Here is a 26558-nt window from a genome sequence, read left to right on the forward strand (position 1 = left end):
CACTCAGACTGGCTTCACGCCAGCAGACAGCAGGGCGTTTTCAAATTTATCCAGGAAGATTTCCAATTCAGCATTGCTGATCAGCAGAGAAGGCAGCAGACGCAGAACGCAACCGTTACGGCCACCGCGCTCCAGAATCAGGCCTGATTCAAAGCATTTTTTCTGCAACAGCGCAGACAACTCGCCGTCAGCTGGGTAGCAACCCATGTGATCCTGCGCTTCGCCAGGTTTAACAATCTCAATCCCGATCATTAATCCCAGACCACGAATGTGACCGATCACCGGATAGCGTTTTTGCAGCTCAGCCAGTTTCGCTTTCAGCCATTCACCTTGTTCAGCGACTTTGTTTGCCACCTGATTATCTTTCAGATGCTTCAGCGTCGTCAGGCCAGTCGCCATCGCGAGTTGGTTACCGCGGAAAGTCCCCGTGTGGTGACCTGGCGCCCAGGCATCGAACTGCTTTTTGATACCCAATACGGCTAATGGCAGACCGCCACCAACGGCTTTGGACATCACGATGATGTCTGGCTCAATGCCGGCGTGTTCAAAGGCGAAGAATTTACCAGTACGTGCAAAACCGGCCTGAACTTCGTCGATAATCAGCAGAATACCGTGTTCCTGCGTCACTTTACGGATGCGTTGCAACCACTCGGCAGGAGCCGGGTTAACGCCGCCTTCACCCTGAACGGCTTCCAGAATGACCGCCGCCGGTTTGCGTACGCCACTCTCAACGTCGTTGATCAGGTTTTCGAAATAGTAGGTTAATGCTTTCACGCCAGCGTCACCGCCTATGCCCAGCGGGCAACGGTACTGATGCGGATAAGGCATAAACTGAACTTCAGGTATCATGCCGTCGACGGCTTCTTTCGGAGACAGGTTACCCGTTACGGACAGCGCGCCATGCGTCATGCCGTGGTAGCCGCCGGAGAAGCTGATCACACCAGAACGACCGGTGTATTTTTTTGCCAGTTTCAGCGCGGCTTCAACCGCATCGGCGCCAGAAGGGCCGGTAAACTGAAGGCAGTACTCTTTGCCTTGACCAGGCAGTAAGGAAAGCAGGTATTCGGAGAACTGATCTTTCAACGGCGTTGTCAGATCCAGTGTATGTAACGGCAAGCCGCTAGTAATGACACTTTGGATGCTTTGCAGCACGTCAGGATGGTTATGTCCAAGCGCGAGCGTACCCGCACCGGCCAGACAATCAAGATATTGATTGTTTTCAACATCGGTGATCCACACACCTTCAGCTTTCGCAATTGCCAGAGGCAATTTGCGTGGATAACTCCTCACGTTCGATTCAAATTCAGCTTGTCTTGCCAAATAGGTTTCATTGTTTCCGGTTAATGAATTCGCACCTAAACTGTCAATACGGACTTTATCCGTCATCATATCTCTCCTACAACCGTGTGCTCGCAGGCAACCACAGTTGAATAAATGAATTAAACATGTAACTGCTATAAGAAAAACGCGGCCAATATAGGGTTTTTCAGTCACTGACTCAATGATTTATTTCGTTTCGAAACTTTTATTTTTTCACATAAAAATCAATACCTTGAATGTTTAATTGCGAATTATGATGTCATGGCTATCTTACATGCTTATTAAATAAGCAAAAAATCTTTCCTGACATTGGGAGGAATATTGAACAAAAAGACGGATGACTACATGAAAAACGCCTGTTAAATACCCTATGCCAAGCTCACTTTCATTCATAAAAATCAAACAAATTGTTTATTTATCAAAATTTTGAATGATTTTTTTCGGCACAGGTAAAAAGCCATATGCCGTTCCATCGCTGGTGACTGCCGATATCGCATTTTATTATCGAGCATGCCACAGCAGACCGAGTTGTTCCTGCGTACGGCGTTTATCGACATTCACAATCAGAGACGGATGACGGAGGAAAAATGGCTATTTATATGACTCAACAGATGAGTAATCCCAAAACCATTACTATCACGTACTACCGTAAGCAGAGCAGCGCGCATGTCAGCCACGACGAATCTGGGCGTTTTACGCAGGATGCAGTGGCGAACTATGCACAATTTAATAATCTTAGCCCCGAAGACGTAGTTCGTGGAAATTATAAGAGTGGGCAAGGCGTGCCAGTAGGCGGTAAGGTTTTTGAAATTTAAGTGTAAAAAGAAAGCCCGCTAAGTCTGTTACCAGATTCTATGCGGGCTTATTTTCGTATAGCGCTAACTGCCCCAGCGGCTTTTAAGGTAATTAACCGCATCCTGAGTTTGTGGCTGATTGAGATAGTTCTCTCTGAACAGAATCGTGCCGTTAATTTGTGGCACAGACTCATTCAAATCGAGCTGCTTTTTCAGTTCCGGCACGCCACCATTTATCGTCCAGTCAGGCTCATTCTTTGAAGGCTCACCCACTTTATACAGGGCAACACCAATATAAAGGCGTGTGTTTGTGGGTTTCACTACCTCTGCCCACCATTTTGCCAAGACATCATAGCGAGCTGCGTCACGCGCGAACGGCCAGTATAGCTGCGGGGCGATATAATCCAGCAGCCCTTGCTGCACCCATAGGCGAGTATCGGCATAGGCTTCATCATAGGCGGCAGCGCCTCGCGTGTCGGAACCGGCCGCATCGTGTGACCGGTTGCGCCATACGCCAGCAGGGCTGACGCCGAACTCAACGTTGGGTTTCAACTGCTTAATGGTGTGGGAAACCTGCTCAATGAGCTGCTGCGTATTATGCCGCCGCCAGTCTGCTTTTGAAGCAAATCCTTGCCCATATATTTTAAAGGTCGCGCTATCGTTCAGTGCGGAACCGGGTGATTCGGCATAGAAATAGTCATCGAACTGCACGCCGTCAATCGGGTAGCGCGCTACGACTTCAGCCACGATACTGGTGATCCAGTTTCGTGCTTCTGGAATGCCGGGGTCGAGCACAAAGCGATCGCCCGCCGTGCGGATCCAGTCACGATGCAACACAAACACGCTGGCCGGATTCTGAGATAATGTGCGGTTTAACTCCGCCACGGTTGCAGACTTCGTATTGACGGAAACGCGATAGGGATTAAACCAAGCATGAACTTTCATACCCCGTTTATGTGCTTCATCCAGCATGAACTGTAGCGGATCGTAGCCAGGGTCTTCACCAATATGGCCAGTCAGCATATCTGACCAAGGCAATATTTTAGAGGGCCAGAGCGCGGTACCATCAGGCTTAACCTGGAAAAAAACGGTATTGATACCGAGGCTTTTCAACTTGTCCAGTTTACTTTTCAGCGCGTCCTGCTGCTGAGCAATGCGGACCGCAGAACTGCTGACATTAACGGATGCCACTGGTGGCCAGTCAAGACGGGAGACGGTCGCCAGCCAGACGCCACGCATCGGCTCCTGATTCTGCGGAGATGTCGTCGGAAGCGGCGGTTGAACAGGGGGGAGTGGGGTAACAAGTGAGCTCGGTGGTTTAGATGCGCAACTGACAAGTAGAAGCGCAGCAGCAATCAGTACAACTGGCTTTTTCACGTTGGTTAGCCCTTATTTCGGCGGCTATTTGCCCATGGATCAACGGCGCTATCATCTGGTTTTACGGAAAAGGAACCATCCAGAGAATCAAGATACAGCGCTTCAACTTCAGCACGCGCCCAGGGCGTCCGACGTAAAAACTTTAAGCTGGACTTGACGCTGGGATCGTTTTTAAAGCAATTGATGTTGATCAGCTTGCCCAGTTGAACCCAGCCAAAACGGGCAACCAGCGCATTAACTTGCATTTCAAGCGTGACACCATGCAATGGGTCTTTAGAATGGTGTGCTGTCATATTGGGTCCGGTGAATTCAAATAGTTGGGATGAGAATCTTCTTTGTGGATGTTACAAGAAAGCGAACGGTTTGAGTAGCGCCCGCTGCTCTCATCTTGCTGCCAGTCTCAGATGGCAGCAAGATGATGAGGCCTTATGTCATATACCCGCCAACCCAAAGCTAAGCCCATAAAATAATCCCCCCACAAGGCCAATGCGATTAGGGGCCAGCTCCATTGCATAAATCAGGATAGAGGCAAATGCACTCGCCATGATCAGGTTAATCGCAATCTCGCGTTCGATAGAATTGCATGAAAAAGTCATCGGGGCATTCATTGAAAAACACATGTTCTACTAATTGGACGCATTACCAGCGCGTTCAATATAGAGCATGATTAACACACCGATTTCTGGTGGTATTGCCAAAAATAGACGTTCAGTTGTCACGTTTCGTTGTTTGGCATACGGCAAAAGTACGCTGTATCGAACCAACCCTGTCTCTTGATTTCGGGTATCAATGCGCAAATCTTTCGCCGCCAGCTTGGCCAGTTGGACAGGCCGTGCACCAGTGACATAAGCCAGTCCCAAAATAGCCGCATCTCGCACACTGCCCAGGTTGTAACTTTTGCCATGGCGTATCGCCTCAGCCATTTCAAACACTCCTTTGATGATCATATTTTTTTCGAATGGATCTAGGACGTTGTCGATTTCCTGATAAATTCCCCAGTTTTGTGAATGTGGTCGCGGGATAAATGCAAGATCTTCATAATCGTCGAGGGTGAACCCGGGTAATTCTTCAGCGCAGAGAATTTTTAGGCCGAAAATGATATAGTAAAAATATTGTGGTTCTATTTCCTGTGTTTCAAGGTAATCTTTCAACACTGTAAACGTGAAAGAAGATTTGGTTATGCAATGATCCGTTGCTAAAGACCATGCATGGAGTACTCTAGGGATCTGAGCTGGACACTTGGCTGACGCATAATGGAAGCAAATATATTTGATTAATTGGTTGCTGATTTTATCCTGACGATAGTGGGCATAGCAGCGGCTACCTGAATAATCGAAAACCCAACTATCACTTGTTGAGTTGATATATTTATCATCGAAAAAATCTGCCGACTTGAGATAAATACTAGCTGGTATATTAACATTGAAAATACGTTCAACAAATACAGATGCGTAAATGGTACTACTCGACTCATTTAGCTGTTTATTGATTCGACTCATATGCACTCCATCCGTCGCATACATTTGAAAAGGTTGCTCTCAGGGCCTCGTTATCCATCGTAATTCGATGAAGATTGGCCGTATTAGCCTGCTGCGATAGAAATCTTTTGGCATAAATATCAGGCATATGGCTATTGTGACTCCAGCCGCCAAGCAGTCGTAATTCATCCTTGGCCTCATTCATCAATCCAGCGTTAGAAAAATCTATGGCCGCTAAACGTGAGTTGACATTAATTCTTTGAAATTTTTCACCATAAATGCGTTGAAGTGTCAAATAGGCCCATGTATGTCGTGTTATATGAGGTGAGATGCTTTCAATGGCATCAAAACATTTATCTGATTTATATTCAGGATGCTGTACACTGTTTATGACATCTATCTTGGAAAAGATGTCATAAACAGTGTGGTATGACAGCGGCGGATGTTGTCTCTGAGTCGAAGTGAACATGAAATTATGCGAGGTTCGATGGCGAATTTTACGGATATAAAGACTTAGAAAGTGGTAGTCCAATTTATCTAACGCCAGTACCCGGTTTGCATAGATATTCTTTAATGAAGGCAATCTTTTTCGTGGATCTGGTATGTCTTTATCCACAGTTGTCACAATTAGGCTGAACTGATCCCCTCGGAGATTTGGTTTGATCGAATGACACTCCAAAAGCAGTAATTCACTGACACGCAATCCATAATTTAAAAGTAATCGGCAAATCAGAAAATTACGTAATTGGATTTCACCAGCAGGGAAGGGATTAAGTGGGTTTTTCTTTGAAGCAGAATCGGGTGTAATGATTTGGTAAAAAGCCATGATCATATCAGCCGTCAGACTTCGAAAGCGCTGATGGGTGATTTTGTTGTTCATCTGACGAGAATAAGCAAGAGTGCGGAATTCTGCTTTATGTATCGATAACCGGCTAGTTAACTGTGTGGCAAGCCGTATGAGTTCTTTAGGCGAGCCATCAACATACCTCGGCGAGATATACGTATTAATCAAATATCTCATAAAGCGAATAACCGCATGTACATACCCAACGTTTGTGCGGCGTGAAGACGTGTTCTGTATAGAGCCGATAGTTAAAATTGGTGCACATGAATGCCCATTTTCCAGATAATGAAAAAAGGCTGTCAGTTCTTCAATGGCGATCAATGGATTGTGGTCCGAGGAATTGAAACTGAAGCAAAACGTCACGCCATGTCTCTGGTACCAGAATTCATAGAAAAACTTGATCGCTTGAAGTGAAGCGGATTGGGTAGCTGCTGTACGCAAAGCCAGGTGGTCTACAAGATATTGTAGCGGGTACAAAAGCGGCAGGCATGTATGAGTATCCATCAGAACCCATAGGCGCTGCCGTTGGTTGATATTGAACTGTGCGAGTACGAACATGCGGTATTTATCCTCACAAATAGTATGTGTATAAAGAAAATAACCGGCAAACATAACGCGCAGCAAGGAGAAGATGAAGTGTAGGGTAAGTGTATGATTGATCGTGGTCTGCAGATGGTTATGAACTAAAGGGATGATGGACTAAATTTAACATAATATACATTATGCGAACCAGTAGAGACACAGACAGGAACTGGCCGTTCAACTAAGTAAATCCCTACATCCAGAAAACACTCTTCTGGCATGCCCCTCATGTCGTTGGTGTTCCCTGATGAAAACGAATTTGCCAGTCATCGGGATCTGGGCGATCGGCATTTTTAATCCACAGCGATGTCCGCCATGTTTTACTGACAATGTCATTCTCGTCGGCCGTGTAACTCAGGTATGTCAGTAGCACACTTTTTTCATCCACTAATGATAACTCGAAATTATCGGCCTGAATCTGTTGCTCAACCGTTTCAGAAATCAGTGCATCGATAACCTGCTGTTTGTTGTACCGCATTCCAGAACGACCAATTTCAAAAAAGTCGCTGTGCAACAGCTTATCAATGACGGTTTTCTGGCAGCGCGTTACCTGGTCATGAAGTTGTCTTTCATAATGCACAATCAGCGACTGTAGCTTTTGTGTTTCTGAAATCATTAGTTCCGCGCTCGTGAATGATTTACTACGAAAAGAAAAACCAGGCTGTTTTGATAAGACTCTGCTCTACCTCAAAAACGGCAATACTTTCTATGGGTTCTGCCGTAAGTCCATGTATCAATTCATGGTCAAACACTTTATTGCCTAATACCGTACGGGATACCAATTCCGCCCTCAGTGCTGGGTTGTTGAATCGGTTATTCACGTAAAACTCTCTCAGCGCCTCTTTTCCTGCCATAGAAGGCGTTTCTGTCGGCATACGGTACGCTTTGAAATCAGGTGCAAAACATGACACGAATGCCTCTATATCATGCTCATTGTAGGCATTAAACTGTGCCGCGACGACCAATTCTGGTGACATGGTTTCTCTCACTATGTGTTTTACTACTCAAGTAAATCACCAATATAATCCGTTAACTATAATTAACAACAGGGACTGGCAATGAAGTTAATGTCAACAGAACGAACAGATATCTATCTTCTCACTGAAGACTTTGTGGAAAATTTACAAGTTTTTCTGGTCGAAAATCGGGATCATTTTGCTCCTTTTGAACCATTACGGCATGACGAGTATTTTACCGCCCCCAGCATATCTAAACGAATTAAGGACTCACTCAGTGAGTTTGAAGAAAGAAAAAGTCTGCTTTTGATTTTCACTATAAAAGGTGAAAAGAAAGTAATAGGCAGCATAAATTTTACAAATTTCGTATATGGCGTTTTTCAGGCTGGTTATCTGGGTTTTTCAATCGATCAGGCCTATCAGGGAAAAGGACTGATGCGCGAAGCGCTCAAAATGGCAATTGATTATGTCCATGAAAATTATGGACTGCATCGCATTATGGCGAATCATCTCCCAACAAACCTCCGCAGCAGTAAGACACTGGAAAGTCTTGGGTTCATAAAAGAAGGATATGCAGCTTCGTATCTTAAAATTAATGGTATTTGGCAGGACCACATACTTAATTCATTGATTCTTGAAGAAAGATAATCCTCACTTATATTTTACTGGAAAAGATGCCGGACGGCTGCCGTTCGCACACTTTGGCTCAACGCATCCAGCGAGGCAGAACGGATATTCCAGCGGTGCCAATACAGGCGGATATCAATCGGGTTCCCGACCTGAAATGGGACTAATTCGCCTTTTTCCGTATGCGATGATGCCATATGTTCTGGGATCATCCCCCACCCTAGCCCTCTGAAAATGGCACCAACAAAGGCTGTCGTTGAGGGAACAAATTTCTGTGGCGGTTCAATCATGGCTGGAATCAGAGATTCGATAAATAAGGATTGTAATCTGTCCTTATTGTTAAATATCAGGAGTGGCGCGTTCTGTAGGCTATCCGCGTTGATGCCGTCAGCAAAGTACGTATCGTGAAATATCTGTGAGCAATAGGCGCGATAGCGCATCGTTCCTAAGTATTCCACACCGCAGCCTTGAATCGGTTCTGCGCTGGCGCTGACCGCAGCCATGACGCGACCTTCGCGTAGCAAAGTTGCCGAATGCTCCTGATCTTCAACAAGCATATCGAGTAAAATACCTGACTGGCGACAGACATCTTCCATCGCATCCAGAAACCATCCATCTATTGAATCAGCATTCACGGCCACTGAAATACGCTGTCTTGCTGGCATTTCAAGTGTGCTGAAAAGCTCGCTCTCCAACATATCTATCTGTTCTGCATGCCGCAGTAGCGCTTGTCCTGTCGACGTCGCTCGGCAAGGATTGCCCCTTACGATCAACACCTGGCCAAGCTGATCTTCCAACTGTTTGATTCGCTGACTGATGGCAGAGGGTGTGACGTGAAGCTTACGCGCCGCAATATCAAAACTGCCGCTGCGGACAATCTCCATGAACGCTCTCAGGGAAGGATAATTTAGGTGCATGGTTATTTTTTATTAACAATATCAGGATAGTTTAATTTGCCTTAATTAAGGCGGCGATACAACTTGCACAGCGTTGCCGAGACGACTGTCGATATTGAGGAAATGTGGGAGGATTACGGGAATGTCGAATATATTCACCCGGCGACCATATGGTCACCGGGTAACAACATTTCTTTTTTACTTTAAGAGCGCATGAGGTAACGCATGCTGCTGCTCCAAACGGAAATGCTCGATCGTTTGCGCCAGCAGCATGGACTGATCTTCCAGCGAGCTGGCTGCAGCAGACATCTGTTGTACCAGTGCGGAGTTTTGCTGCGTCACGCCATCCATTTCATTAACGGCAATCGTGACCTGGCTAATGCCTTTCGCTTGCTCATCCGATGCTGTAACAATCTCACCGATGATGCTTTGTACCGAGCTGACAGCATGTGTCATATCCTGCATGGTTTTACCGGCATCGTTCACCAATTTAACGCCGCTTTCAACCCGCTGACTGGATTCCTCGATCAGGGCCGCAATCTCTTTCACCGCGCTCGCACTGCGCTGTGCCAGATTACGCACTTCTGATGCCACAACAGCGAATCCTCTTCCCTGCTCGCCCGCTCGTGCCGCTTCTACCGCCGCGTTAAGTGCCAGAATATTGGTCTGGAAAGCGATGCTGTTAATCATGGTGGTGATATCACCAATCTTCTTCGCACTCTCATCAATCTGCGCCATCGTATGAACCACCTGGCCAACCAGTGATTCGCCACGCTGGGCTATCTTCGTAGCGTTCTCTGTGAGCGTCGTGGCCTGATGGGCGTTGTTGGCATTGTGTTTTACCGTTGCGGTGATCTCTTCCATGCTTGCTGCGGTTTGCTCCAGTGCAGCGGCCTGCTGCTCGGTACGCGATGCAAGGTTGAGGTTGCCGCTGGCTATTTCTGCCGCGCCCTGTCGCACGGAATCGCTGGCTTCTTTGATCTGTCCGACCACCTGACGCAGCTGTGATTGCATCGTATTCAGCGCGAAGAACAGGCTGTTGCGATCGTTAGGCTTCACGTCAATCACATTACTCAGACGCCCTTCCGCAACGGCCAGCGCGATGGTTGCAGCCTCACGTGGTTCACCACCCAGCGGTTTCAGCACTTTACGGCTGAATACCCAGCCCAGCAGCGCACTCACCAACAGGATACTGATCACCATCATAATGACCGCATTCATTAATTGACGCTCAGAAGCCGCCATTACCTGGCTTACTGGGGCTACAATCCCCAGATACCATTTCTCTGTACTGTTGCCGATGGTCACGGGCTGCCAGGTTACCAACGCTTGTTCGCCCAGAATGGCATCGTCGTGTTGCACTACTGCGGACGTGAAATTATCTGTCGGCCCTTGCCAGGCTTTACTTGTCTGGGACTTATCAGGATAAGAGATGACTTTGCTCGCACTGGATAGCAGCATCGCGTAGCCGCCGCCTTCCCAGGGCTTAATCTGGTTAACTTTTTGCTGCAATGACGCAAGCGAAATATCTGAAGTGACGACGCCCCACAGTTTCCCCTGGCTGACAATCGGTGCAGCGACTGACGTCAGCAGCGTGGGAACGCCGTTGTAAGCATAGGTATAGGGTTCGATCAGCGTGTCTTTCTGGCTCTTTTGCGGCAGCAGGTAGTAATCGCCCTGGCCGGGAGTCAGGTAGGAAAGCAGAGGGTGCATCTTGTAATTGCCAGCCTGATCGCGATCGACAAACCAGGCGTAACGGCCTTTAGGTGCTTGACCAGGCTGTTCGGCAAATTCGGCATCGCGCCCATCAAACGCATTTTCTTCAAAGATAACCGAAATCGAGAGGTATTCTGGGTTATCCCGTAGCGCAGACTCCATGATTTTATCGACCACGGCGCGGTCTTTAACACCTGCGGCAGGCAACGCCACTAGCCCTTGCCCAAGGTTGTGTGCCACATCTCGGGCGTAGTTGAGTTCCTGTTGAATTCTTAGCGCTTCGCTCTGTGCGATCTGCTGTAAATAGCGTTCTGCCAGAGATTTTTGTTCACGACTAGACTGCCAGCTGAGCACCCCAATGGTGACAGCGAAACCGAGTGCGATGGTTAATGCGCCAGTTAACAATACCTGAGCGCGGGTACTCATTGTCTTTTTTTGTATTAATTGTGTGGCCATTATGGCTCTCCTGATGTTGACCTTAGTAGACATCAACCTTCCTTTGCAGTGAGCTCCCTGCTATGTCTATCGGCGCTTTTTTTTTGAACTTTAGTGGCGCAGAGAGCTCAGGATAAGGGACGGAGAGCTGTGATAACTGATTACGACATTTTTACTTTTGTCTGTCTGAATTCAGTATCTTATTCATATTAAAACCGGTAGTCTGGAAGCCGATTTTTTCATACAACGCTTTCGCTGACTGATTATTCACCGCCACTCTTAAACCAATCTCATTGATCCCCACGGCTGCCACCGCGGCTTCCATTTCCAGTAATGATGCTTTTCCCAAACCTAGCCCACGCCACGCAGGCAGAAGGAAAAAGTCGGATACCCAGACAGATTGTTGGTTAAACACGACCCAGAGGTAGCCAATCACCGGATCTGTATTATCAGCGTGAATACACCAGAGTGTATTTTCTGCCGTATCAGGGCCTTGAGGTAACGCGATATCAATCGATTGTGTTGCGATCGCCCTTGCTTTCTCTTCGTTATAGCCACGAGAATCCTGTAGATCCTGAGCATATTCCAGAATAAAACACTGGCGATACGCAGCAAATTCACCAGCCGACATCTTTTTTAAGTTAACCATTTTCCCTCACGACAATATGACTATTAGAATGTGCACGGTTCCGTAACACGCAACAGTACCGTGCAGATATATCAGGATGGGGTGTCAGATACCGTTTTGGCCGAACGTTCGCGGGCGGAAGACGAACAGATAAAAGCCAGAAACACCATGGCCAGAACCGGCAGCATGGCGATGCGTACCCCCGCAACTTCGCCAAGAAACCCTAGCGCAGGCGGGCCGACGAGAAAAGCAAAGTAGCCCAGCGTGGCTTCAAGAATTCTGCATTGTGTATCTTTGCCATCCTGTGTTGCATCGTGTGATGGTGACGTCATTCTGTTTCCCCTTAGCTGGCAATCCTGACTACCGTAACCTTTATAACAAAAAAAGCCGCCAGTGGGTTCGCTCCCACTGGCGGCTTATGGTAAACGAAAAGCGGCTTAGCCTCTCAATTTACTGTGGTATTCACCTTTCAATGTATTGATTTCAGCTAACACCGCTTTGGCTTCGCTCAGTTTACCGGCATCCGCCAGAGCCTGTGCGCTGTCAACTTTTTGCAAAATCTTATCCAGACCTTCCACATAGACTTTTCTGTCTGGGCCATCGGCAGGTTGTTTAGCGAAATCAGGTGGCACCTGCGTTTTAGCATGCTCGACGTGCTCACGGAATGTGCTCAGCGCAGTTTTCAGCGCGGCGGCATCATCCGCTTTCGTTGCAGCGGTATAGCTTTTCTGCATACCACGCATATCTTCCGACGTGGTGGCGTTTGCCAAAACAGGTGTCAGCAAACTACCGGCCAACAGCACAGAAAAACAGATCTTGGTCATTTTATTCATCTTGAACTCTCGCTTGTGTTCCACAGCACGACATACTCAGAGAATCTGGCCGCCACAAGCCGGCCAGCCCAATATTGCTCTTGTTATATTGCGTCCTACGCCATGACCAGATTACATCGTAATGGCTATTCTGATTTTATGGTTATTACTGTAAAGATGTTAAATTATTTTTAATCGTTCCGCTTTTTTTAATTGTGTAAATGTAAAAAAGCTCGCCAGTACAACTCCGGTAAGCCTTTTTATCAGCACAATTTTTATCGCTAACAAAGAGGAACAGCCTTCGGTCAACCGTTCCCCCTTAATTCAAGTGATAGACCTTAGTTCAATTGATAGTCCAGCGTGATCTCGGCTTTGAGCACTTTTGACACCGGGCAGCCCGCCTTCGCTTTTTGGATGATGCTATCAAACGCCGCGTCATCAATACCCGGCAGCTTCACCTTGCTGTGCAAGGCGATTTTGGTGATCGCAAACCCGCCATCGACTTTATCCAGCGACACATCTGCCGTGGTATCAATCAACTCGGGCTTATGGCCTGCTTCACCTAACATCAGCGATAGCGCCATAGAGAAACAGGCCGCATGCGCCGCGCCAATCAACTCTTCCGGATTCGTACCGGGTTTACCTTCAAAACGGGTATTGAAGCCGTAAGGTTGCTGCTGCAACGCACCGCTTTCCGTTGATACAGTACCTTTCCCCTGCTTGATATCACCTTCCCAATGCGCTTGCCCTTTCTTGTGAATGGTCATGTTATCTCCTCTTCATCGTTATGGATTAGCCATTGGCCGCTATCCTGAATACGACGAAATAACGTCATTGTCATACTCTTTAAACCGTAGAACACATTGGGAAGAAACCCAAATCGATTATTTCATTCGCATAATAATTTTACCGCAGAGAAATAAGCCTGCTGATATATTCACTGCTTTATTATTTTAAGAAAAAATCGATTTACATATTTATACAAAAGCCTGATTATCAATATGCCAAAATAATGGGGTTTCAAAAATGGATTTCCGTTTTGGCATTGTTATTTTCACCACTCACCTATTTTATTAATCTTGAATCATATTGGATGTGAAACATGAATAAAATAACTTCATTAGCATTATCTGCATTATGCGTTATCCCCCTGGTTAATACCGCTCACGCCCAGTGGGAACTGGACGACATCTGTTACGGCTACGCCACTGCCACGGGCTCTGGCTATCAGGGCGGCGCGCTCTTACTGGATCCGATTCCACAGAACATGGAGATTACGGCGTTAAACCGGAACCAGTTGGATTATCGCGGCGTGAAGGCGTCGCTGGCCGGAGCCTATCTGAAAGTAAACGGGCCAAAAGGCAGTACGGTGGTTTATGTCACAGATCTCTACCCAGAAGGTGGCGATTGCGCATTGGATTTATCATTTAATGCCTTTGAAAAAATAGGCAACCTACAGGATGGAAAAATTAATATCGACTGGACGCTGATCGAAGCGCCAGTAAATGGCAATGTTATTTACCGTATAAAGGAAGGGTCAAACCCTTATTGGGCTGCGGTACAATTCAGGAATGTAAAATACCCGGTTATTGAGATGAAATACATGCGCAATAACCAGTGGATTGCCGCACAGAAAACCGATTATAACCACTTTATTGTTGAACACGTTGGAATGAATGACATTCCGATCGAGTTTACCGACGTAAAAGGCAACGTCCTCAGTGATACGCTGCCGCCGATGTCACAGAGCACCTCATCCGCTTACCTGATCACGGGCAACGTTCAACTGTAATCCTCACGGCCTTGAGGGAGGCGGCATCACGCAGCGTCCCTCATTTCTGCAAAACAACCGTTCTGCAAAAAATCACGTTGGAAAACGTATGTGATGTTTTTGTCAGCATTTTCATCACATTATCTGGACGCCATCGGCTGCTCATGCATACACTTCGTGTTTCCGACTTTTTCTATTGCTCAAATATTTGTTAGTTTTATCACTTCTTTAAGCGTTTGATTCGCCATCATTCGCACTACAGTATACCCTGTCGCAGATTACATTCTCTTTTCTGCTTTAGGCATCATTACAAAAGGTCTCTTTTGCGTGGCAAAATTATTTTTACGTAGTGGAAGTTTGGATGATTTTCTGGCGCTGGGCGAGAACGGACAGCCAGTTTACGCATCGGCACTTCAATTGCGGGAAACGTTGCGTCTCAGAAAACAACAACAGATTGCCGATTGTCTGGCGATTCCCCAACCCAATGAACATGGCGACCGTATTGACTGGTATTCGCCGGTTGACGGTAAAGTCACCTCCTGGATTGCCGCGAGCGAAGAAGAACGAGAAAAAGCGCTGGCATTACTGGAAACCTATCAAGCTGCCGTGGCCGACATCAGCCAACGCGCGCAAAATGCAGAAAAGGCCGGTCAGAAACTTTTCGGGGTCCTGCTGGCAAAAGCGATACAGTTCCCAGGAGCGAACCACGTCTATCTGGTGGATGGCAAGCCAGTCTTAACGTTCTGGGGCTTCGTTAATCTCGATAAAAAATCCCGCCTTGATGCGCTGGATTGCCTGCGGCCTGTCATCAAAGACGTGGAACCACTTTTTGTTGCCCCCTCGCCCGCAGCAAGCGCACCAACGCTGCCGCTGGTCGAGCCCATTCCCGAGACGAAACCACAGCCTGTCAGCCCACCGGAACCCGTCGAGCCAACGCCAGCGCCTGTCGCCGCGGCAGCAGCCGTTCCTGCTCGCCCGCCGTTCTTCCGTTTATGGTGGCTGTTACCTGCCGCTGCGCTGTTAGCGATTTTGTCATTGCAAATACGCGGTTGTGTGTCTGGGCAAGATGACAAACCCACATCCGATTTAGCTGCAACGGTCAAACCGGAAAAACGCGCCCTGCCTTCTTCCACACCGGCTGAGCCTGCGCCGCAGCAAGAAAGCCCCCCCGTTCCGCCTGTCGCAGAAAAAGAGAGTGTGAAAGCCGCTGAGCCAGCGGTTGCAACGCCTCCTGTTGCTGCTGCACCTGTCGTTGACACCGCTAAGCCAGAAGCCCCTGCGGCCACCGAACCGAAAGAGCCTGTTACACCGCCGGCGGAGCCGGTTGTGGAGCAAGTGCCAGCAATTCCTGCGGGCAAAGATGATTTAGTCATGCCAGCCGACGCGGTGAAAATTGGTTCGATCAAATTCCTGAATGGCAACTGGCGCGTCATTATTGATGGCAAAGCGCCGATTATCGGCAGACCGCCTAGCCTGCGCTACCAGATTCAAAATGGAAAAGGTACAGCGCGTATCACTCATGGTGACGGTGTCACGTGTCGCGCCAACATTGAGGCAGGATTAATGAGCTCCGGCAATCTGATCATCAACAGTCGTTCTGGCGCCCGTTGTTCCGATAATTCTCGTTTCCAAATGCCAGAACTGGTCTGTAAACAAGGCGCTTCCGGCGCTGCAGCGGAGTGTATTGGTCGCTATGACGAAAACACCGTTTTCCCGATGACGATAAAGCGCGAGAGTAAATAATCATGTTGGCGACGATTACCGATTATAAACAACGCATTACGTTGATTCAGGACAGCGGGATTCAGTTTCTGGATTTTGCTTTAAAGCCGCAGCTTTCGGCTGAACAACCTAACAGTTATGTACGTAAAAGTGCCAATGGCCCTTTGCTGCACCTGCTTTACGATGCGCACACGGACAAATTTCTGTTGCCTTCTGCCACTGGGATGCCACCAGAAGTGGTGAAGCCAGAGCTGAGCATTCCGCTTGAGCAATCGCTAAAGCTGCTGGAGAAAATCTGGCTGCCGCTGCCCTTCTTCCGCTTTAATCCGCCGCGCACCTTTATGGGCGGGCCGGATAACTGGGCGCGGATGCAGATTCTGGCGTTGGATACGCCCGATCAGGACGGCAACACGCACCGCATTTGTCTGGCATTCGATACCAAGACTTATCCGGAAGGCCACGAATACGAGTCGCTGGCGCCGAATGCCAATGACATCAAAACCGGCGGGAGCTTCGCGCTGGCTTATCACAGCGACGAGCTTGGCGAATTCCTCGATGAAACCTGGGTCGACGGCTGGCTGCGCGAAGTCTTTACCCAGCGGGTTAAAGCGCTGGAAAACCGGGATAGTCACGATGTGAAAGTGGCGCTCAGGGGATTTGAGTATCAGGCACATTACCTGAATGTGTTGGATATGCTGGGTAACCAGTTAGAAATACCGGAAATTCGCATCAATACCAGCACGTTGCAGGAACCGGCGGTCAACGTTGACCTGATTTTGGATGTCGGTAACTCACACACCTGCGGCATTCTGGTTGAGGATCATGCAGACGAAAGCAACGGCCTGAAGCAGACCTATGAACTGCAATTGCGCGATCTGAGTGAGCCACATTATCTGTATAACGAACTGTTTGAGAGCCGCGTTGAATTTTCACAGGCGAAGTTCGGCAAAGAAAACTTCTCCGTAGAAAGCGGTCGTGATGATGCTTTCATCTGGCCGTCGATCACCCGTGTTGGACATGAAGCCAGCCACATGGCGCTGCTGCGTCAGGGAACGGAAGGATCGAGCGGTATTTCCAGCCCGCGCCGTTACCTGTGGGATGAAGAAAGCTATGCGCCAGGCTGGCGTTTCAGCCAGACGGACGCACATTCGCAGACCGAACCGCTAGCGACAGCCATGCCGTTGACCATCATGCTGAATGATGAAGGGCAGCCGCTCTACAATCAGCCGCTGGAAGAGCGCCTACCGGTGTTTTCGCCGCACTATAGCCGCAGTTCGATCATGACATTCATGCTTTCCGAACTGTTGGCACAGGCGCTTATGCAGATGAACAGCGCCGCACAGCGGTTGAAGATGATCCACAGCACCGCACCGCGCCAACTGCGCAATATCATTCTGACGTTGCCTTCCGCGATGCCGAAACCCGAGCGGGAAATTTTCCGCCGCCGGATGCATGAAGCGATCGCGCTGGTCTGGAAAGCAATGGACTGGCACCCGATGGATGAGGATTTCACCACGCCAGCCGACAAGCAGCAGAGCCGGGTTCCGGTGCCTGACGTGCAAATCGAATGGGATGAAGCCACCTGCGGACAAATGGTTTACCTGTATAACGAAGCACAGGTGAATTTTGGCGGCCGTGCGGAAGATTTCTTCGCCAGTATGGCGCGCCCGGATAAAGAACTCGACGAGGGGGAACCCGCAGGCAAAACGTTGCGCATTGCCTCAATCGACATCGGCGGCGGCACCACCGACCTCGCGATTACCCAATATCTGCTGGATGACGGCATCGGCAACAACGTTAAAATCATTCCTCGCCTGCTGTTCCGTGAAGGTTTTAAGGTCGCCGGCGACGATATTCTGCTGGATGTCATTCAGCTCTATATCCTCCCTGCGCTACAGGCCGCGCTGAAAACCGCGGGAATGGCCAGCCCGGATGCGCTGATGGCGAAGTTGTTCGGCAATGAAGGCCGGATGGACGCACAGCTTACGCTACGCCAGCAGGTGACATTGCAGGTCTTCATTCCGATTGGCCGCGCGATTCTGGAAGCCTATGAGCGCTTTGATCCGCTGGATACCAGCGCTGAAATTGAATCCACTTTCGGTGAATTGTTGGAACAGGCGCCGACGGAAAAAGTGCTGGAATACATCAATACGGAAGTGCAGCGTGAACTGCCGGTTAGCGATAGCGTATTCGATATTTTGCAGGTGCCGCTGATTCTCAAACTGAGCAAACTGCATGGCGAATTCCTGTCTAACAAAATGAACATCACGCAGAACCTGCGCCTGATGTCTGAAGTGGTGTCGCTGTATTCGTGCGATGTATTACTGCTGACTGGCCGCCCTTCGCGCTTCCCAGGGATTCAGGCGCTGTTCCGCCACCTGCAACCGCTGCCGATTAACCGGATGCTGTCTCTCGATGGGTATCACACTAATGACTGGTATCCGTTTAACAAACGTGGGCGCATTGATAACCCGAAATCCACTGCGGCCGTCGGCGCAATGCTGTGCCTGCTGGCGCTCGATCTGCGCCTGCCGGGCTTTTACTTTAAGGTCGGTGATTTCCAGCCGTATTCCACCGTGCGTTACCTCGGCATGATGGACAGCAACAATGCGCTGACGCTGGATAACGTGTATTACAGCGATATCGATCTGGATGCGCCGGATTTCGTGCTTGATCCGCAACATAGCTTCCAGGTACGCGGTTCACTCTGCCTCGGTTTCCGCCAGTTGGACAACGAGCGCTGGCCCGCCTCTTCACTCTACATGCTCTCGATTGTCGATCAGGATTTAGCCCGTAAGGTCGTCGGCGACAGTAAATTGCGCGTCCGACTAGCCGTAACGAAAAGCGACGATCAAGACAGCCCCGAGCGCTTTGAGATTGCCGATGCGGTGCTGGAAGACGGCACTCGCGTTCCACCACATCATTTACGACTCAAATTGAACACATTATCCGCTAACGGCTCAGGTGCGACCCATTATTGGATCGATAGTGGGAGTGTATTTAAAAAATGAAACGATTAACGCCCAAACAGCTTTCTGCCCGGCTCCACGGGCAGCTACAGGCCGTCGCGCAAGGTGTTGAACAGGCCATTGGCTGGGTTGAGACCACACGCCAGAATGCTCCGCGTCTGGATATCGAAGCCGATCGTCTGATCGTCAAACTGCGCCGTAATCACAATAAAGCGCAACATCTGTCCGATGTGGCGCAGAAAGAGATTGCCATCGGCTTTTTTGGCCTGTCTCAGGCGGGAAAATCCTATCTGATCGCGTCGCTGGCCGGGGGGGAAGACGGCAAGCTGGAAACCTCGTTTGAAGGGCAACAGCTGGATTTTATCGATCATATTAATCCGTCTGACCGGGCAACCGCGCTTGTCACGCGCTTTAGTCGACAGTCGGGCGTAAAGAACAAAGCCTTTCCCGTTCAGTTGCAACTCCTTAGCGAACTGGATATCGGCAAGATCATGGCCAACGCGTTTTTAAACGATCTCAATCATGAGACAACGTTTGAAGAGCTGGATGAGCGCCATATTGCCGAGCATATTAAAACGCTGCTGATGCACCGTCAGCCAGAACCCGTTGAAGGGATGAGCCGCGATGAAGTGGTCGAACTGTGGGACTATCTCGCACGGCACGATGTTAAACGGCAAAAACAACTGGAAGCGCACTTCTGGCCGGTGGCGATTGAGTTAGCGCCCTATCTCACCGTTGACGATCGTGCCCAGCTCTTCTCTGTGCTGTGGGGCGAATTGAATTCGTTGACCGCCGCATATCGTCATTTCAGCCACACGCTGCAACACCTGTCTGGCACACGTAAGCTGTTAGTGCCGCTGCGGACACTGGTGGATGATGAGTTAAATCCGGCTGACGGCCTGATCGACGGTTCGGCGCTGGAACGGTTGCACAGCGCCGACGATCCCGGCGTGCTGGTGCGACCGATTCAAAACGGCCGCGCTGGGAAAACGACGGAGCTTTCGCTGGCAGAGTTAACGATGCTGACAGCTGAGCTACTTATTCCATTACATTCACCGCCCAAAGAAGCGCTGTTTGAGCAGGTCGATGTGCTGGATTTCCCCGGCTTCGGTGAGATCCGCGAAACGCGGGACGAGCCACCAGCAAGACGCCAAAGCACAGCGCATCCACTGGCGCACACGCTATTGCGGGCAAAACGCGCCTATCTGCTGGAGCGCTATACCGACAATCAGGAAATGAACGTCCTGATGGTATGCAGCGCCGCTGGCAATCGTGGTGATATTAAAGTGGTCGGCAAGGCGCTGGATCACTGGGTTAAACAGACTCAGGGCGAAAATGCACAGGTACGCAGCCACCGTAAACCGGGGTTGATTTGGGCGGTGACCCGTCACGATCGCCGTATTACGCACGGACAAAACTACGATGCCGCGGTACAGCGTTATGTGGGTAATCCGGGCGATGCCTGGGGTACTATGCTGGCGATGGACAAACGCGGCGTCGCGCGGATGGCCACGTGGCTGGGGGCTGAAGTTCACCGGGATGTCAAACTGGGGCGTATCAGCGAACAACTTAACGAACTGCAACGTGAACTCAGCGATAACCTGCTGGGCAACTGGTATCTGCCCGTTGATGTTGACGATCCAGCGGAAAAACAGCGCATCGCAGAGACCTTGCTCAAGTCGCTCCAGACCCGTACCGGCGTACATGGCGAACTGCTGGAGCGGCTGCTGCCTTCGCGTGATGAACTGCGTCGACTCTATTTGCAACAGAAAGGGGCGAACTATGGCGGTTTCCACGCTGATGCCGAAGATCTCTCTGCCCCGCTAGCCAATAGCGATCCATTTGGCGTCGGGATCGAAATCGATCTGTTTGCCGATGAACCGATCGCGCTCGACCAGCCTGCAATGCCGGTTTTGACCGTCGATCATGGTTATGAGGCCGACTACGCGCACGGCGTTTATCGTTACTGGATTAACTATCTACGTGGCCTGCCAGAGAATGCACCGCTTCTCGAACTGCTGAATGTGCCGAAAGCGACGATAGAAATGCTGGTCGAGGAATTGATTACCGGCAGCATCCGTTTGCGGATCGAAGAAGCGCTGGTCGATATGCTGGTTGATGGTGAACAGTTGGGCATCAACCGCGAGAATAAAGCCGACCGTCAGGTGTCACGCGTGCTGACTATTCTCGGCGACTTTGTCGCCTGGCTCGGTTTCCAGCAGCTTGATGAATCCCTGCGTCCTGCCAGCCGCATCAATCGCGGTCATAAAATTTTCGCCAAACCCGAGAAACAGGCGGTCAGCTTTGGTGCGTCACAGCGCTTAACCAAACTGTCGCTGACACCGACCAACAATACGGCGTTTTATATTTATGACTGGCTGGTTGGCCTAAATGAAATGATTATTCAGAATGCGGGCTACTCCGCTGCACGAGAAGTCAGTGATGAGCAGCGTGAACAGCTGGGCACGATTCTGACGTTGATTAAACCGGCTGATAAATAACATTCAGTCCACCGCTGTCGATCCAGGAAACATGGCGTGACGTTGTCACTAACTTTTGCGCCATGTTTCCTTTTTTCTGCCATACCGTTCCTCTCAATATGCCTCCCCCTAGCCATTCTGAAAAATCTTATTTGACGAACGGCGGATTCAATCTATACCTAACTTGATATCTTTCAATCAATAAGCATGGATGTCCCTCTGGTTGTTCGCCGTTTTCCCGGCGTGAAAATTGGCAACCTTAACAGGAGCGATCATGATGATAGAGAAAACCGGTGAGGAAGATGGCATCTCGGTAGAAAATGGCGAATTCGCCCCTATTTTGCTGAAAGTAAAAGCGTTTTATCGGGAACTGACAGCCGAAGGATTAGCTGAACTGGGTGATATTTATCATCAGGATATTCACTTTATCGACCCCGTTTCAAACCATCATGGGTTGAGTGATTTACATCGCTACTTTTCTCATGCGCTGAAATATCTGAAGTATTGCCAGTTAGATATTGCCGATATCCATACCTTCCGCGGTGGTGCAACGATGTTCTGGACCATGCACTATGCGCATCCATCGTTAAAGCACAACGCGCCGCTGACGTTGGCAGGTTGTAGCCACCTGCTCTTCGCCGACAACAAAGTTATCTATCACCGTGATTATTACGATATGGGGGAAATGCTTTATCAGCATATTCCCGTGCTTAGCTCGCTAATCGACTATCTGAAAACAAGAATTCGGTCATGAAGCACGTGCTGATTCCTCTGCCACGGGCGGAAGCCTACGGAGCCTCAAAGGCAGCGCTGGCCTAGATACGGGATTTATTGTCTATAACGAGCGAACCTACCCTCATTTCATTGCGTTACTGGATGAGTTGGGGTTAACCGGTCACCCCACAGAAATGAGCTTCTCGGTAAGTAATCCGGTTTCCGGCCTGGAGTATAACGGGCATACGCTAAACACGCTGTTCGCTCAACGCCGCAATCTGTTTCGCCCTGCGTTCTATCGCTTCGTTGCGGAGATTGTGCGCTTCAATCGCGTGTGCAAGCGATATCTTGCCAACGGCGATTATCAGGGGCTGACGCTAAGCCACTTATTACAGCAGGAAAAATTCTCCCCCCTTCTTTGCCCTAATGCCGATCGTTTAAGAATCGATATACCGGGGGCTACCACGGTGCGAGGTATCCCTACGGGAACCTCATCACCGTGTTTCCCCCTAAATCCATGCTTAAGTGAACAGCATTACCTTCTTTGCCCAGCATTATCTGTTACCGATGGGCGCGGCGATCTAGTCGTCATCGCTTGACGATATGCGGCATTTTCCCCTGTCGCTTTTCCTGACTTTCTTTAATCATCATGGGCTACTGGATTTGGTCAATCGTCCGCAGTGGATGGTGATTCCTGGCGGTTCACGGGAGTATGTGCGGTGCATTGTAGAACGTCTACGCGATCGGGCGACCTTTCATCTCCAGACGCCAGTCAGTCAGGTCACCCGTGATGACTCAGGAGTAACCCTGCATGCCTCCGGGCAGACACATCGGTTCGATCAGGTGATCTTTGCCTGCCATTCCGATCAGGCGCTGGCGCTGCTGGCAACGAGTACGCCCGATGAGCGGCGGTATACCCTATCAACCGAACCACGTGATTCTGCATACCGACACCCGCCTTTTACCTCATAATCAACGGGCATGGGCGAGCTGGAATTACCGTCTGCCTGTCGACCCCGTTCTCCAGCTTCTGGCACAGAATCAGACGTTAATTGATAGACTTGACGCGCGTTTTAGCTGGCTGACGGGGCCATTTCATCGCGTTATCCACTGGTGTCGTCGTAATCGTCCACAGCAGGCTCGAAAAAACATCGCCGCGCATTACGACCTGGGTAACCATTTTTACCGCAGCTTTCTCGATCGCGACATGCTCTATTCCAGCGCCTGGTATCAACACCCTGAGATGACGCAGGAAGACGCTCAGCGAGCCAAATTATGGATTACGCCCGCACCCTCAGCGAATGGCGGCAGCGTTTTTATCAACAGTGGCATAGTTTGAGTGCGCAAGGCTTTGACGACGCTTTCCAACGCCTGTGGGTATTTTACCTTTGCTACTGTGAAGCAGGCTTTCGTGCACGCACCATAAGCACGGTACAGCTCACCGCGGAAAGGCCATGAGCAGCGGATAGAAGAAGCGTGCGATGCCATATCTTTCACGATACGGCATCGCACATTAACAGCGGTGGTTAGCGGATTGCGCGTTTTAGTATACGGTTAGCGCTGCTCAGGAAATCATCGGCAACCTTATTCACCTCTCCATTGCCGTAATCCAGTTTTTGCAAACTGCTCGTCCACAGTTGAACCAACTCCTGATTTTCCATAAACGGCGAAACGGGTACCTTAGAGGCCGGTTGCTCTGCTGCCGCACGATAAGCATTCGCTAACAGATTACCAGCGTTAATCACCCCGATGTCTTCCAGCAGTTTTTGCGCTTTCGGATTAGCGGGCATGCCGTTTTGCAATCCTAATGCCTTTACGCCCTCAGGGTTGCTCAGCATGAAACTCATCAACATCGCCGCTTCTTTAGGATGCTTACTGTTCTTGCTGATCGCAAACAGCGAAGACGGTTTGGTGGTCAGCCCCGAATCTTTGGCATCTGGCATCGTGATAAATGGCCCCGTTTCCAGCACCGTCTCTTTCGGCATATTGCTGGAATAGGTGTAAATAGCCGAATCCCACAGGTACATCCCGGCTAATTCACCGTTAATCCACGGACGAATCTCATAGACGTTAGTGCGCCCGAACGACGAGAAATAGCGCTGATCGGGTATCACATGGGAATCAACCAGCTTTTTATAAAAACCGAAGAGTTCCCGTACCTGATCGCGACTGTAGGCAATGCTCTGCTTCTTCTCATCGATAAGGTCAATACCGTATTTCTGTGCCATGTAGCTACGGCCAAGCGTGAGGATATCCAACACATCACTTGACCCCTGGGCAACGCCAAGCGGGTAATAATTATCGCCCAGTTTTTGTTTAAATACCGGACCGGCGGCAAACAGCTCATCCCAGGTTTTTGGATAGGCGACGCCTGCCTTGTCCCAGGTTGTTTTGTTGTAAATCATGCTGCGGGATGTCATCGAAATCGGCAGACCTTGCAACTTCCCTTTAACGTCAGAGGTTTGCAGGTAGTTAGGCGGGAAATCACCCAACGCCAGAATCTCTTTTTGCTTATTCAAATCATAAAAGCCGTCGCCGTTGCGAGAAAACTGCGGCAGCCAGTTCCAGTCAATACGAATAACATCTGGTTCCTGCCCGCCAGCCATCTGGGTTGACAGGCGGGAAAGGTAGCCGTCCCAACCAGCATATTCCGCTTTGACGGTAATGGTCGGGTTGGCTTTTTGAAATGCGTTAATCGCAGCCAGAGTGGCCTCATGCCGCTGATTTCCCCCCCACCACGAGATGCGGATCTCGGCAGCATCAGCAGAATGAGAAAATGCGGCTCCCACGGGAAGCGCAGCACAGAGTAGGAGCAGGTGAGATAATGTGTTCCGTGTTTTCGCCATAATAAAACCCTTATAATAGTATTCGGAGGTTTCCACAGTCTGTCGGTATGCAGACAGACCGGTACTACGGATGCGGAAGCATTTACTGCCTGAAATATCCGGGCAGAGACTCTGATTAATTCCCTCTTTTCAGGTTAACGGCCAGTTCGCTTATTTTTACTGGCAGTTCGGTGCGTAATGATCGATTGGCTGCAATGCCGGTTAAAATAGACATCGCCCCATCACGATAATCCGCTGCACGATGTAATGGATCCGGTTCCGGTGTACCAAACAGATCGTTTAACATGACCTGATCGCCGCCGCCATGTCCGCCGGCTTTAAATTCAACCGGCACGACATAGGGTTCATCAAACATCGGATAGATCTTTATTTCACATTCATTCAGCGCACCTTCATCCTCTTTTTGTCCGCCTCCGTTTACGTAAGATTTTTCCACCAGTTTCATTTCCAACCGGCCCTTGCTGCCATTAAATACCACGTTCAGCCCTTCCCAGGGCAAATACGCGTTGAGTGAGTACGTCATGATGGCTTTGCTTTTATAACGCACCACCACGCCCAGCACGTCTTCAATATTAATGCCGTCATCGAACACGCTTTTATCACGGTAATAGCCGTCTTCATGTTCGGCGTCTAAATATAATGCCGTGAGCTGCTCGCTTTGGTTCATATGTAGCGCAAACGGATCGTTTTCTGCTGCGGCGCTATTATGTGAACGCGAATAAAATTCTGTGACCCCGCGTGCTTCAGCATTCGCTTTACCGTAAAAACGCAAGTCACCTTGCGCATAAACCGTTTCCGGCTCGCTATTCAGCCAGAAATTCACCAAATCAAAATGGTGAGTGGACTTGTGTACCAACAGCCCGCCGCTATTACGCTTGTCACGGTGCCAACGACGGAAATAATCGGCCCCGTGCTCAGTATTCAACAGCCACTCAAAATGAACCGAATAAACCTCGCCAATCACCCCAGCGGCGATCAGTTCACGGACTTTACTGTGATGCGGGGCATAGCGGTAATTAAAGGTCACACGTAATTTACGACCGGTACGGTTAATCGCATCAATAATCGCCTGACATTTCTCTTCATCGATCGTCATCGGTTTTTCACTGATGACATCACAACCTAATTCCATCGCCCGGATAATATAATAATGATGCGTCCGATCTATAGACGTCACAATAACCACATCGGGTTGGGTTTCCGCGATCATCTGCTCGAACTGTTCGGCACGATATGTCGGTACATTATCGTGTCCATATTTATGGACAATCTGGTTGGCATAATTCATTCGCGTCTGGTTGGTATCGCAAAACGCAACAAACTGACCCTGATCCTGATAATCCCTGGCAATTGATTCCAAATAAAGGCCCGCTCGGCCCCCCGTTCCCACCACGGCATATTTCTTTTTCATTCTGCGCATTTCCTCCAAATAACGTAGGGCACATAGCTATTCGTACATAAAACGCCTGTGCCATAAAAATAGAGCATACCAATACCGTTCACCTTCATATTATTGCCATGCGATGGTGTTATCTGGCAGTAGGATAAAGATTGGCATGCTCGATCTCTCATAAATACAAATTGAATGTTT

Annotated in this window: 20 protein-coding genes and 6 pseudogenes; 11 read left to right on the forward strand and 15 right to left on the reverse strand. The window is 49.3% G+C overall.

Translation table 11 applies throughout. From position 1 onward, the window contains the following. Positions 1 to 3: 3 nt before the first annotated feature. Complete coding sequence (locus tag NAL19_RS10530; protein ID WP_263059629.1) at positions 4 to 1389, reverse strand: diaminobutyrate--2-oxoglutarate transaminase; 1386 nt, start codon at positions 1387 to 1389, stop codon at positions 4 to 6. Between the two features lie 518 nt (positions 1390 to 1907). Here NAL19_RS10530 and NAL19_RS10535 point away from each other — a divergent pair. After that, on the forward strand, positions 1908 to 2135 hold the full coding sequence (locus tag NAL19_RS10535) for a hypothetical protein (RefSeq protein WP_263059630.1): 228 nt from the start codon (positions 1908 to 1910) through the stop codon (positions 2133 to 2135). A 63-nt stretch (positions 2136 to 2198) separates the two neighbouring features. Here NAL19_RS10535 and NAL19_RS10540 read toward each other — a convergent pair whose 3' ends face one another. Together NAL19_RS10540 and NAL19_RS10545 are read right to left on the reverse strand one after the other, a co-directional pair. Next, a complete protein-coding gene (locus NAL19_RS10540) occupies positions 2199 to 3491 on the reverse strand; it encodes a glycoside hydrolase family 10 protein (RefSeq protein WP_225084691.1) in 1293 nt (430 codons plus the stop codon). 5 nt (positions 3492 to 3496) lie between these two features. Further along, positions 3497 to 3784 (reverse strand): VF530 family DNA-binding protein, encoded by a 288-nt coding sequence (locus tag NAL19_RS10545; RefSeq protein ID WP_225084692.1) that lies wholly within the window; start codon positions 3782 to 3784, stop codon positions 3497 to 3499. A gap of 256 nt (positions 3785 to 4040) precedes the next feature. Between NAL19_RS10545 and NAL19_RS21830 the strand changes: the two are divergent. After that, positions 4041 to 4121 (forward strand): annotated as a pseudogene (locus tag NAL19_RS21830) (IS1 family transposase); the annotation flags it as partial. A gap of 14 nt (positions 4122 to 4135) precedes the next feature. On the opposite strand, the pseudogene NAL19_RS10555 reads toward NAL19_RS21830, so the two are convergent. From NAL19_RS10555 to NAL19_RS10570, 4 genes and pseudogenes are all read right to left on the reverse strand, one after another. After that, positions 4136 to 4990 (reverse strand): annotated as a pseudogene (locus tag NAL19_RS10555) (site-specific integrase); the annotation flags it as partial. After that, positions 4974 to 6371 carry a site-specific integrase gene (locus tag NAL19_RS10560; RefSeq protein WP_263059632.1) on the reverse strand — a complete coding sequence of 466 codons (1398 nt, stop codon included), beginning with the start codon at positions 6369 to 6371 and terminating at the stop codon, positions 4974 to 4976. The gene NAL19_RS10560 and the pseudogene NAL19_RS10555, both read right to left, overlap by 17 nt. Before the next feature lie 250 nt (positions 6372 to 6621). Next, positions 6622 to 7011 (reverse strand): nuclear transport factor 2 family protein, encoded by a 390-nt coding sequence (locus NAL19_RS10565; protein WP_263059633.1) that lies wholly within the window; start codon positions 7009 to 7011, stop codon positions 6622 to 6624. A 25-nt stretch (positions 7012 to 7036) separates the two neighbouring features. Then, positions 7037 to 7372, reverse strand: coding sequence for a nuclear transport factor 2 family protein (locus NAL19_RS10570; RefSeq protein WP_263059634.1), 336 nt, complete (start codon positions 7370 to 7372; stop codon positions 7037 to 7039). Between the two features lie 81 nt (positions 7373 to 7453). Between NAL19_RS10570 and NAL19_RS10575 the strand changes: the two genes are divergently transcribed. After that, positions 7454 to 7999 (forward strand): GNAT family N-acetyltransferase, encoded by a 546-nt coding sequence (locus tag NAL19_RS10575; protein WP_263059635.1) that lies wholly within the window; start codon positions 7454 to 7456, stop codon positions 7997 to 7999. A gap of 14 nt (positions 8000 to 8013) precedes the next feature. Here the strand turns inward: NAL19_RS10575 and NAL19_RS10580 are convergent, their stop codons facing one another. From NAL19_RS10580 to NAL19_RS10605, 6 genes and pseudogenes are all read right to left on the reverse strand, one after another. Next, on the reverse strand, positions 8014 to 8895 hold the full coding sequence (locus NAL19_RS10580) for an HTH-type transcriptional regulator ArgP (protein WP_263059636.1): 882 nt from the start codon (positions 8893 to 8895) through the stop codon (positions 8014 to 8016). 177 nt (positions 8896 to 9072) lie between these two features. After that, complete coding sequence (locus NAL19_RS10585; protein ID WP_263059637.1) at positions 9073 to 11046, reverse strand: methyl-accepting chemotaxis protein; 1974 nt, start codon at positions 11044 to 11046, stop codon at positions 9073 to 9075. Positions 11047 to 11197: 151 nt separating this feature from the next. After that, a complete protein-coding gene (locus NAL19_RS10590; protein WP_225084699.1) occupies positions 11198 to 11674 on the reverse strand; it encodes a GNAT family N-acetyltransferase in 477 nt (158 codons plus the stop codon). 71 nt (positions 11675 to 11745) lie between these two features. Beyond that, positions 11746 to 11928, reverse strand: a pseudogene (locus NAL19_RS10595) (MFS transporter); the annotation flags it as partial. Positions 11929 to 12090: 162 nt separating this feature from the next. Continuing rightward, positions 12091 to 12486, reverse strand: a complete 396-nt coding sequence (locus NAL19_RS10600) for a cytochrome b562 (protein ID WP_263059638.1) — start codon at positions 12484 to 12486, stop codon at positions 12091 to 12093. Positions 12487 to 12803: 317 nt separating this feature from the next. After that, positions 12804 to 13232, reverse strand: a complete 429-nt coding sequence (locus NAL19_RS10605; RefSeq protein ID WP_263059639.1) for an OsmC family protein — start codon at positions 13230 to 13232, stop codon at positions 12804 to 12806. A gap of 335 nt (positions 13233 to 13567) precedes the next feature. Between NAL19_RS10605 and NAL19_RS10610 the strand changes: the two genes are divergently transcribed. From NAL19_RS10610 to NAL19_RS10645, 8 genes and pseudogenes are all read left to right on the forward strand, one after another. Then, the gene (locus NAL19_RS10610) at positions 13568 to 14257 is read left to right on the forward strand and encodes an expansin EXLX1 family cellulose-binding protein (RefSeq protein WP_225084701.1); all 690 of its coding nucleotides are present in this window, start codon (positions 13568 to 13570) and stop codon (positions 14255 to 14257) included. A 306-nt stretch (positions 14258 to 14563) separates the two neighbouring features. After that, positions 14564 to 15979 (forward strand): SrfA family protein, encoded by a 1416-nt coding sequence (locus NAL19_RS10615; protein WP_263059640.1) that lies wholly within the window; start codon positions 14564 to 14566, stop codon positions 15977 to 15979. Between the two features lie 2 nt (positions 15980 to 15981). Continuing rightward, positions 15982 to 18969: a virulence factor SrfB gene (locus NAL19_RS10620; RefSeq protein ID WP_263059641.1), complete on the forward strand. Its 2988-nt coding sequence runs from the start codon at positions 15982 to 15984 to the stop codon at positions 18967 to 18969. After that, entirely contained in the window at positions 18966 to 21428 is a 2463-nt protein-coding gene (locus NAL19_RS10625) for a putative virulence factor (protein WP_263057304.1), read from the forward strand. Before NAL19_RS10620 ends, NAL19_RS10625 begins: the two co-directional genes overlap by 4 nt. 253 nt (positions 21429 to 21681) lie before the next feature. Continuing rightward, positions 21682 to 22161, forward strand: coding sequence for a nuclear transport factor 2 family protein (locus tag NAL19_RS10630; protein ID WP_225084705.1), 480 nt, complete (start codon positions 21682 to 21684; stop codon positions 22159 to 22161). Beyond that, positions 22154 to 22531 (forward strand): annotated as a pseudogene (locus tag NAL19_RS10635) (FAD-dependent oxidoreductase); the annotation flags it as partial. The gene NAL19_RS10630 and the pseudogene NAL19_RS10635, both read left to right, overlap by 8 nt. A gap of 130 nt (positions 22532 to 22661) precedes the next feature. After that, a pseudogene (locus NAL19_RS10640) lies at positions 22662 to 23127 on the forward strand (FAD-dependent oxidoreductase); the annotation flags it as partial. Between the two features lie 12 nt (positions 23128 to 23139). Continuing rightward, positions 23140 to 23579: pseudogene (locus NAL19_RS10645) on the forward strand (class I SAM-dependent methyltransferase); the annotation flags it as partial. 68 nt (positions 23580 to 23647) lie between these two features. Here NAL19_RS10645 and NAL19_RS10650 read toward each other — a convergent pair. Continuing rightward, a complete protein-coding gene (locus NAL19_RS10650; protein WP_225084706.1) occupies positions 23648 to 24967 on the reverse strand; it encodes an ABC transporter substrate-binding protein in 1320 nt (439 codons plus the stop codon). 115 nt (positions 24968 to 25082) lie between these two features. Further along, entirely contained in the window at positions 25083 to 26378 is a 1296-nt protein-coding gene (locus NAL19_RS10655) for a Gfo/Idh/MocA family oxidoreductase (RefSeq protein WP_263057305.1), read from the reverse strand. Positions 26379 to 26558 lie beyond the last annotated feature (180 nt).

The organism is Pectobacterium sp. F1-1 (assembly GCF_025643735.1).
Lineage (GTDB): Bacteria > Pseudomonadota > Gammaproteobacteria > Enterobacterales > Enterobacteriaceae > Pectobacterium > Pectobacterium colocasium.

Excerpts from the sequence above, each read along its gene's own strand:
- NAL19_RS10530 (WP_263059629.1), bottom strand. The coding sequence starts at position 1,389 with ATGATGACGGATAAAGTCCGTATTGACAGTTTAGGTGCGAATTCATTA.
- NAL19_RS10535 (WP_263059630.1), top strand. The coding sequence starts at position 1,908 with ATGGCTATTTATATGACTCAACAGATGAGTAATCCCAAAACCATTACT.
- NAL19_RS10545 (WP_225084692.1), bottom strand. The coding sequence starts at position 3,784 with ATGACAGCACACCATTCTAAAGACCCATTGCATGGTGTCACGCTTGAA.
- NAL19_RS10560 (WP_263059632.1), bottom strand. The coding sequence starts at position 6,371 with ATGTTCGTACTCGCACAGTTCAATATCAACCAACGGCAGCGCCTATGG.
- NAL19_RS10565 (WP_263059633.1), bottom strand. The coding sequence starts at position 7,011 with ATGATTTCAGAAACACAAAAGCTACAGTCGCTGATTGTGCATTATGAA.
- NAL19_RS10570 (WP_263059634.1), bottom strand. The coding sequence starts at position 7,372 with ATGTCACCAGAATTGGTCGTCGCGGCACAGTTTAATGCCTACAATGAG.
- NAL19_RS10575 (WP_263059635.1), top strand. The coding sequence starts at position 7,454 with ATGAAGTTAATGTCAACAGAACGAACAGATATCTATCTTCTCACTGAA.
- NAL19_RS10580 (WP_263059636.1), bottom strand. The coding sequence starts at position 8,895 with ATGCACCTAAATTATCCTTCCCTGAGAGCGTTCATGGAGATTGTCCGC.
- NAL19_RS10585 (WP_263059637.1), bottom strand. The coding sequence starts at position 11,046 with ATGGCCACACAATTAATACAAAAAAAGACAATGAGTACCCGCGCTCAG.
- NAL19_RS10590 (WP_225084699.1), bottom strand. The coding sequence starts at position 11,674 with ATGGTTAACTTAAAAAAGATGTCGGCTGGTGAATTTGCTGCGTATCGC.
- NAL19_RS10600 (WP_263059638.1), bottom strand. The coding sequence starts at position 12,486 with ATGAATAAAATGACCAAGATCTGTTTTTCTGTGCTGTTGGCCGGTAGT.
- NAL19_RS10605 (WP_263059639.1), bottom strand. The coding sequence starts at position 13,232 with ATGACCATTCACAAGAAAGGGCAAGCGCATTGGGAAGGTGATATCAAG.
- NAL19_RS10610 (WP_225084701.1), top strand. The coding sequence starts at position 13,568 with ATGAATAAAATAACTTCATTAGCATTATCTGCATTATGCGTTATCCCC.
- NAL19_RS10620 (WP_263059641.1), top strand. The coding sequence starts at position 15,982 with ATGTTGGCGACGATTACCGATTATAAACAACGCATTACGTTGATTCAG.
- NAL19_RS10625 (WP_263057304.1), top strand. The coding sequence starts at position 18,966 with ATGAAACGATTAACGCCCAAACAGCTTTCTGCCCGGCTCCACGGGCAG.
- NAL19_RS10630 (WP_225084705.1), top strand. The coding sequence starts at position 21,682 with ATGATGATAGAGAAAACCGGTGAGGAAGATGGCATCTCGGTAGAAAAT.
- NAL19_RS10650 (WP_225084706.1), bottom strand. The coding sequence starts at position 24,967 with ATGGCGAAAACACGGAACACATTATCTCACCTGCTCCTACTCTGTGCT.
- NAL19_RS10655 (WP_263057305.1), bottom strand. The coding sequence starts at position 26,378 with ATGAAAAAGAAATATGCCGTGGTGGGAACGGGGGGCCGAGCGGGCCTT.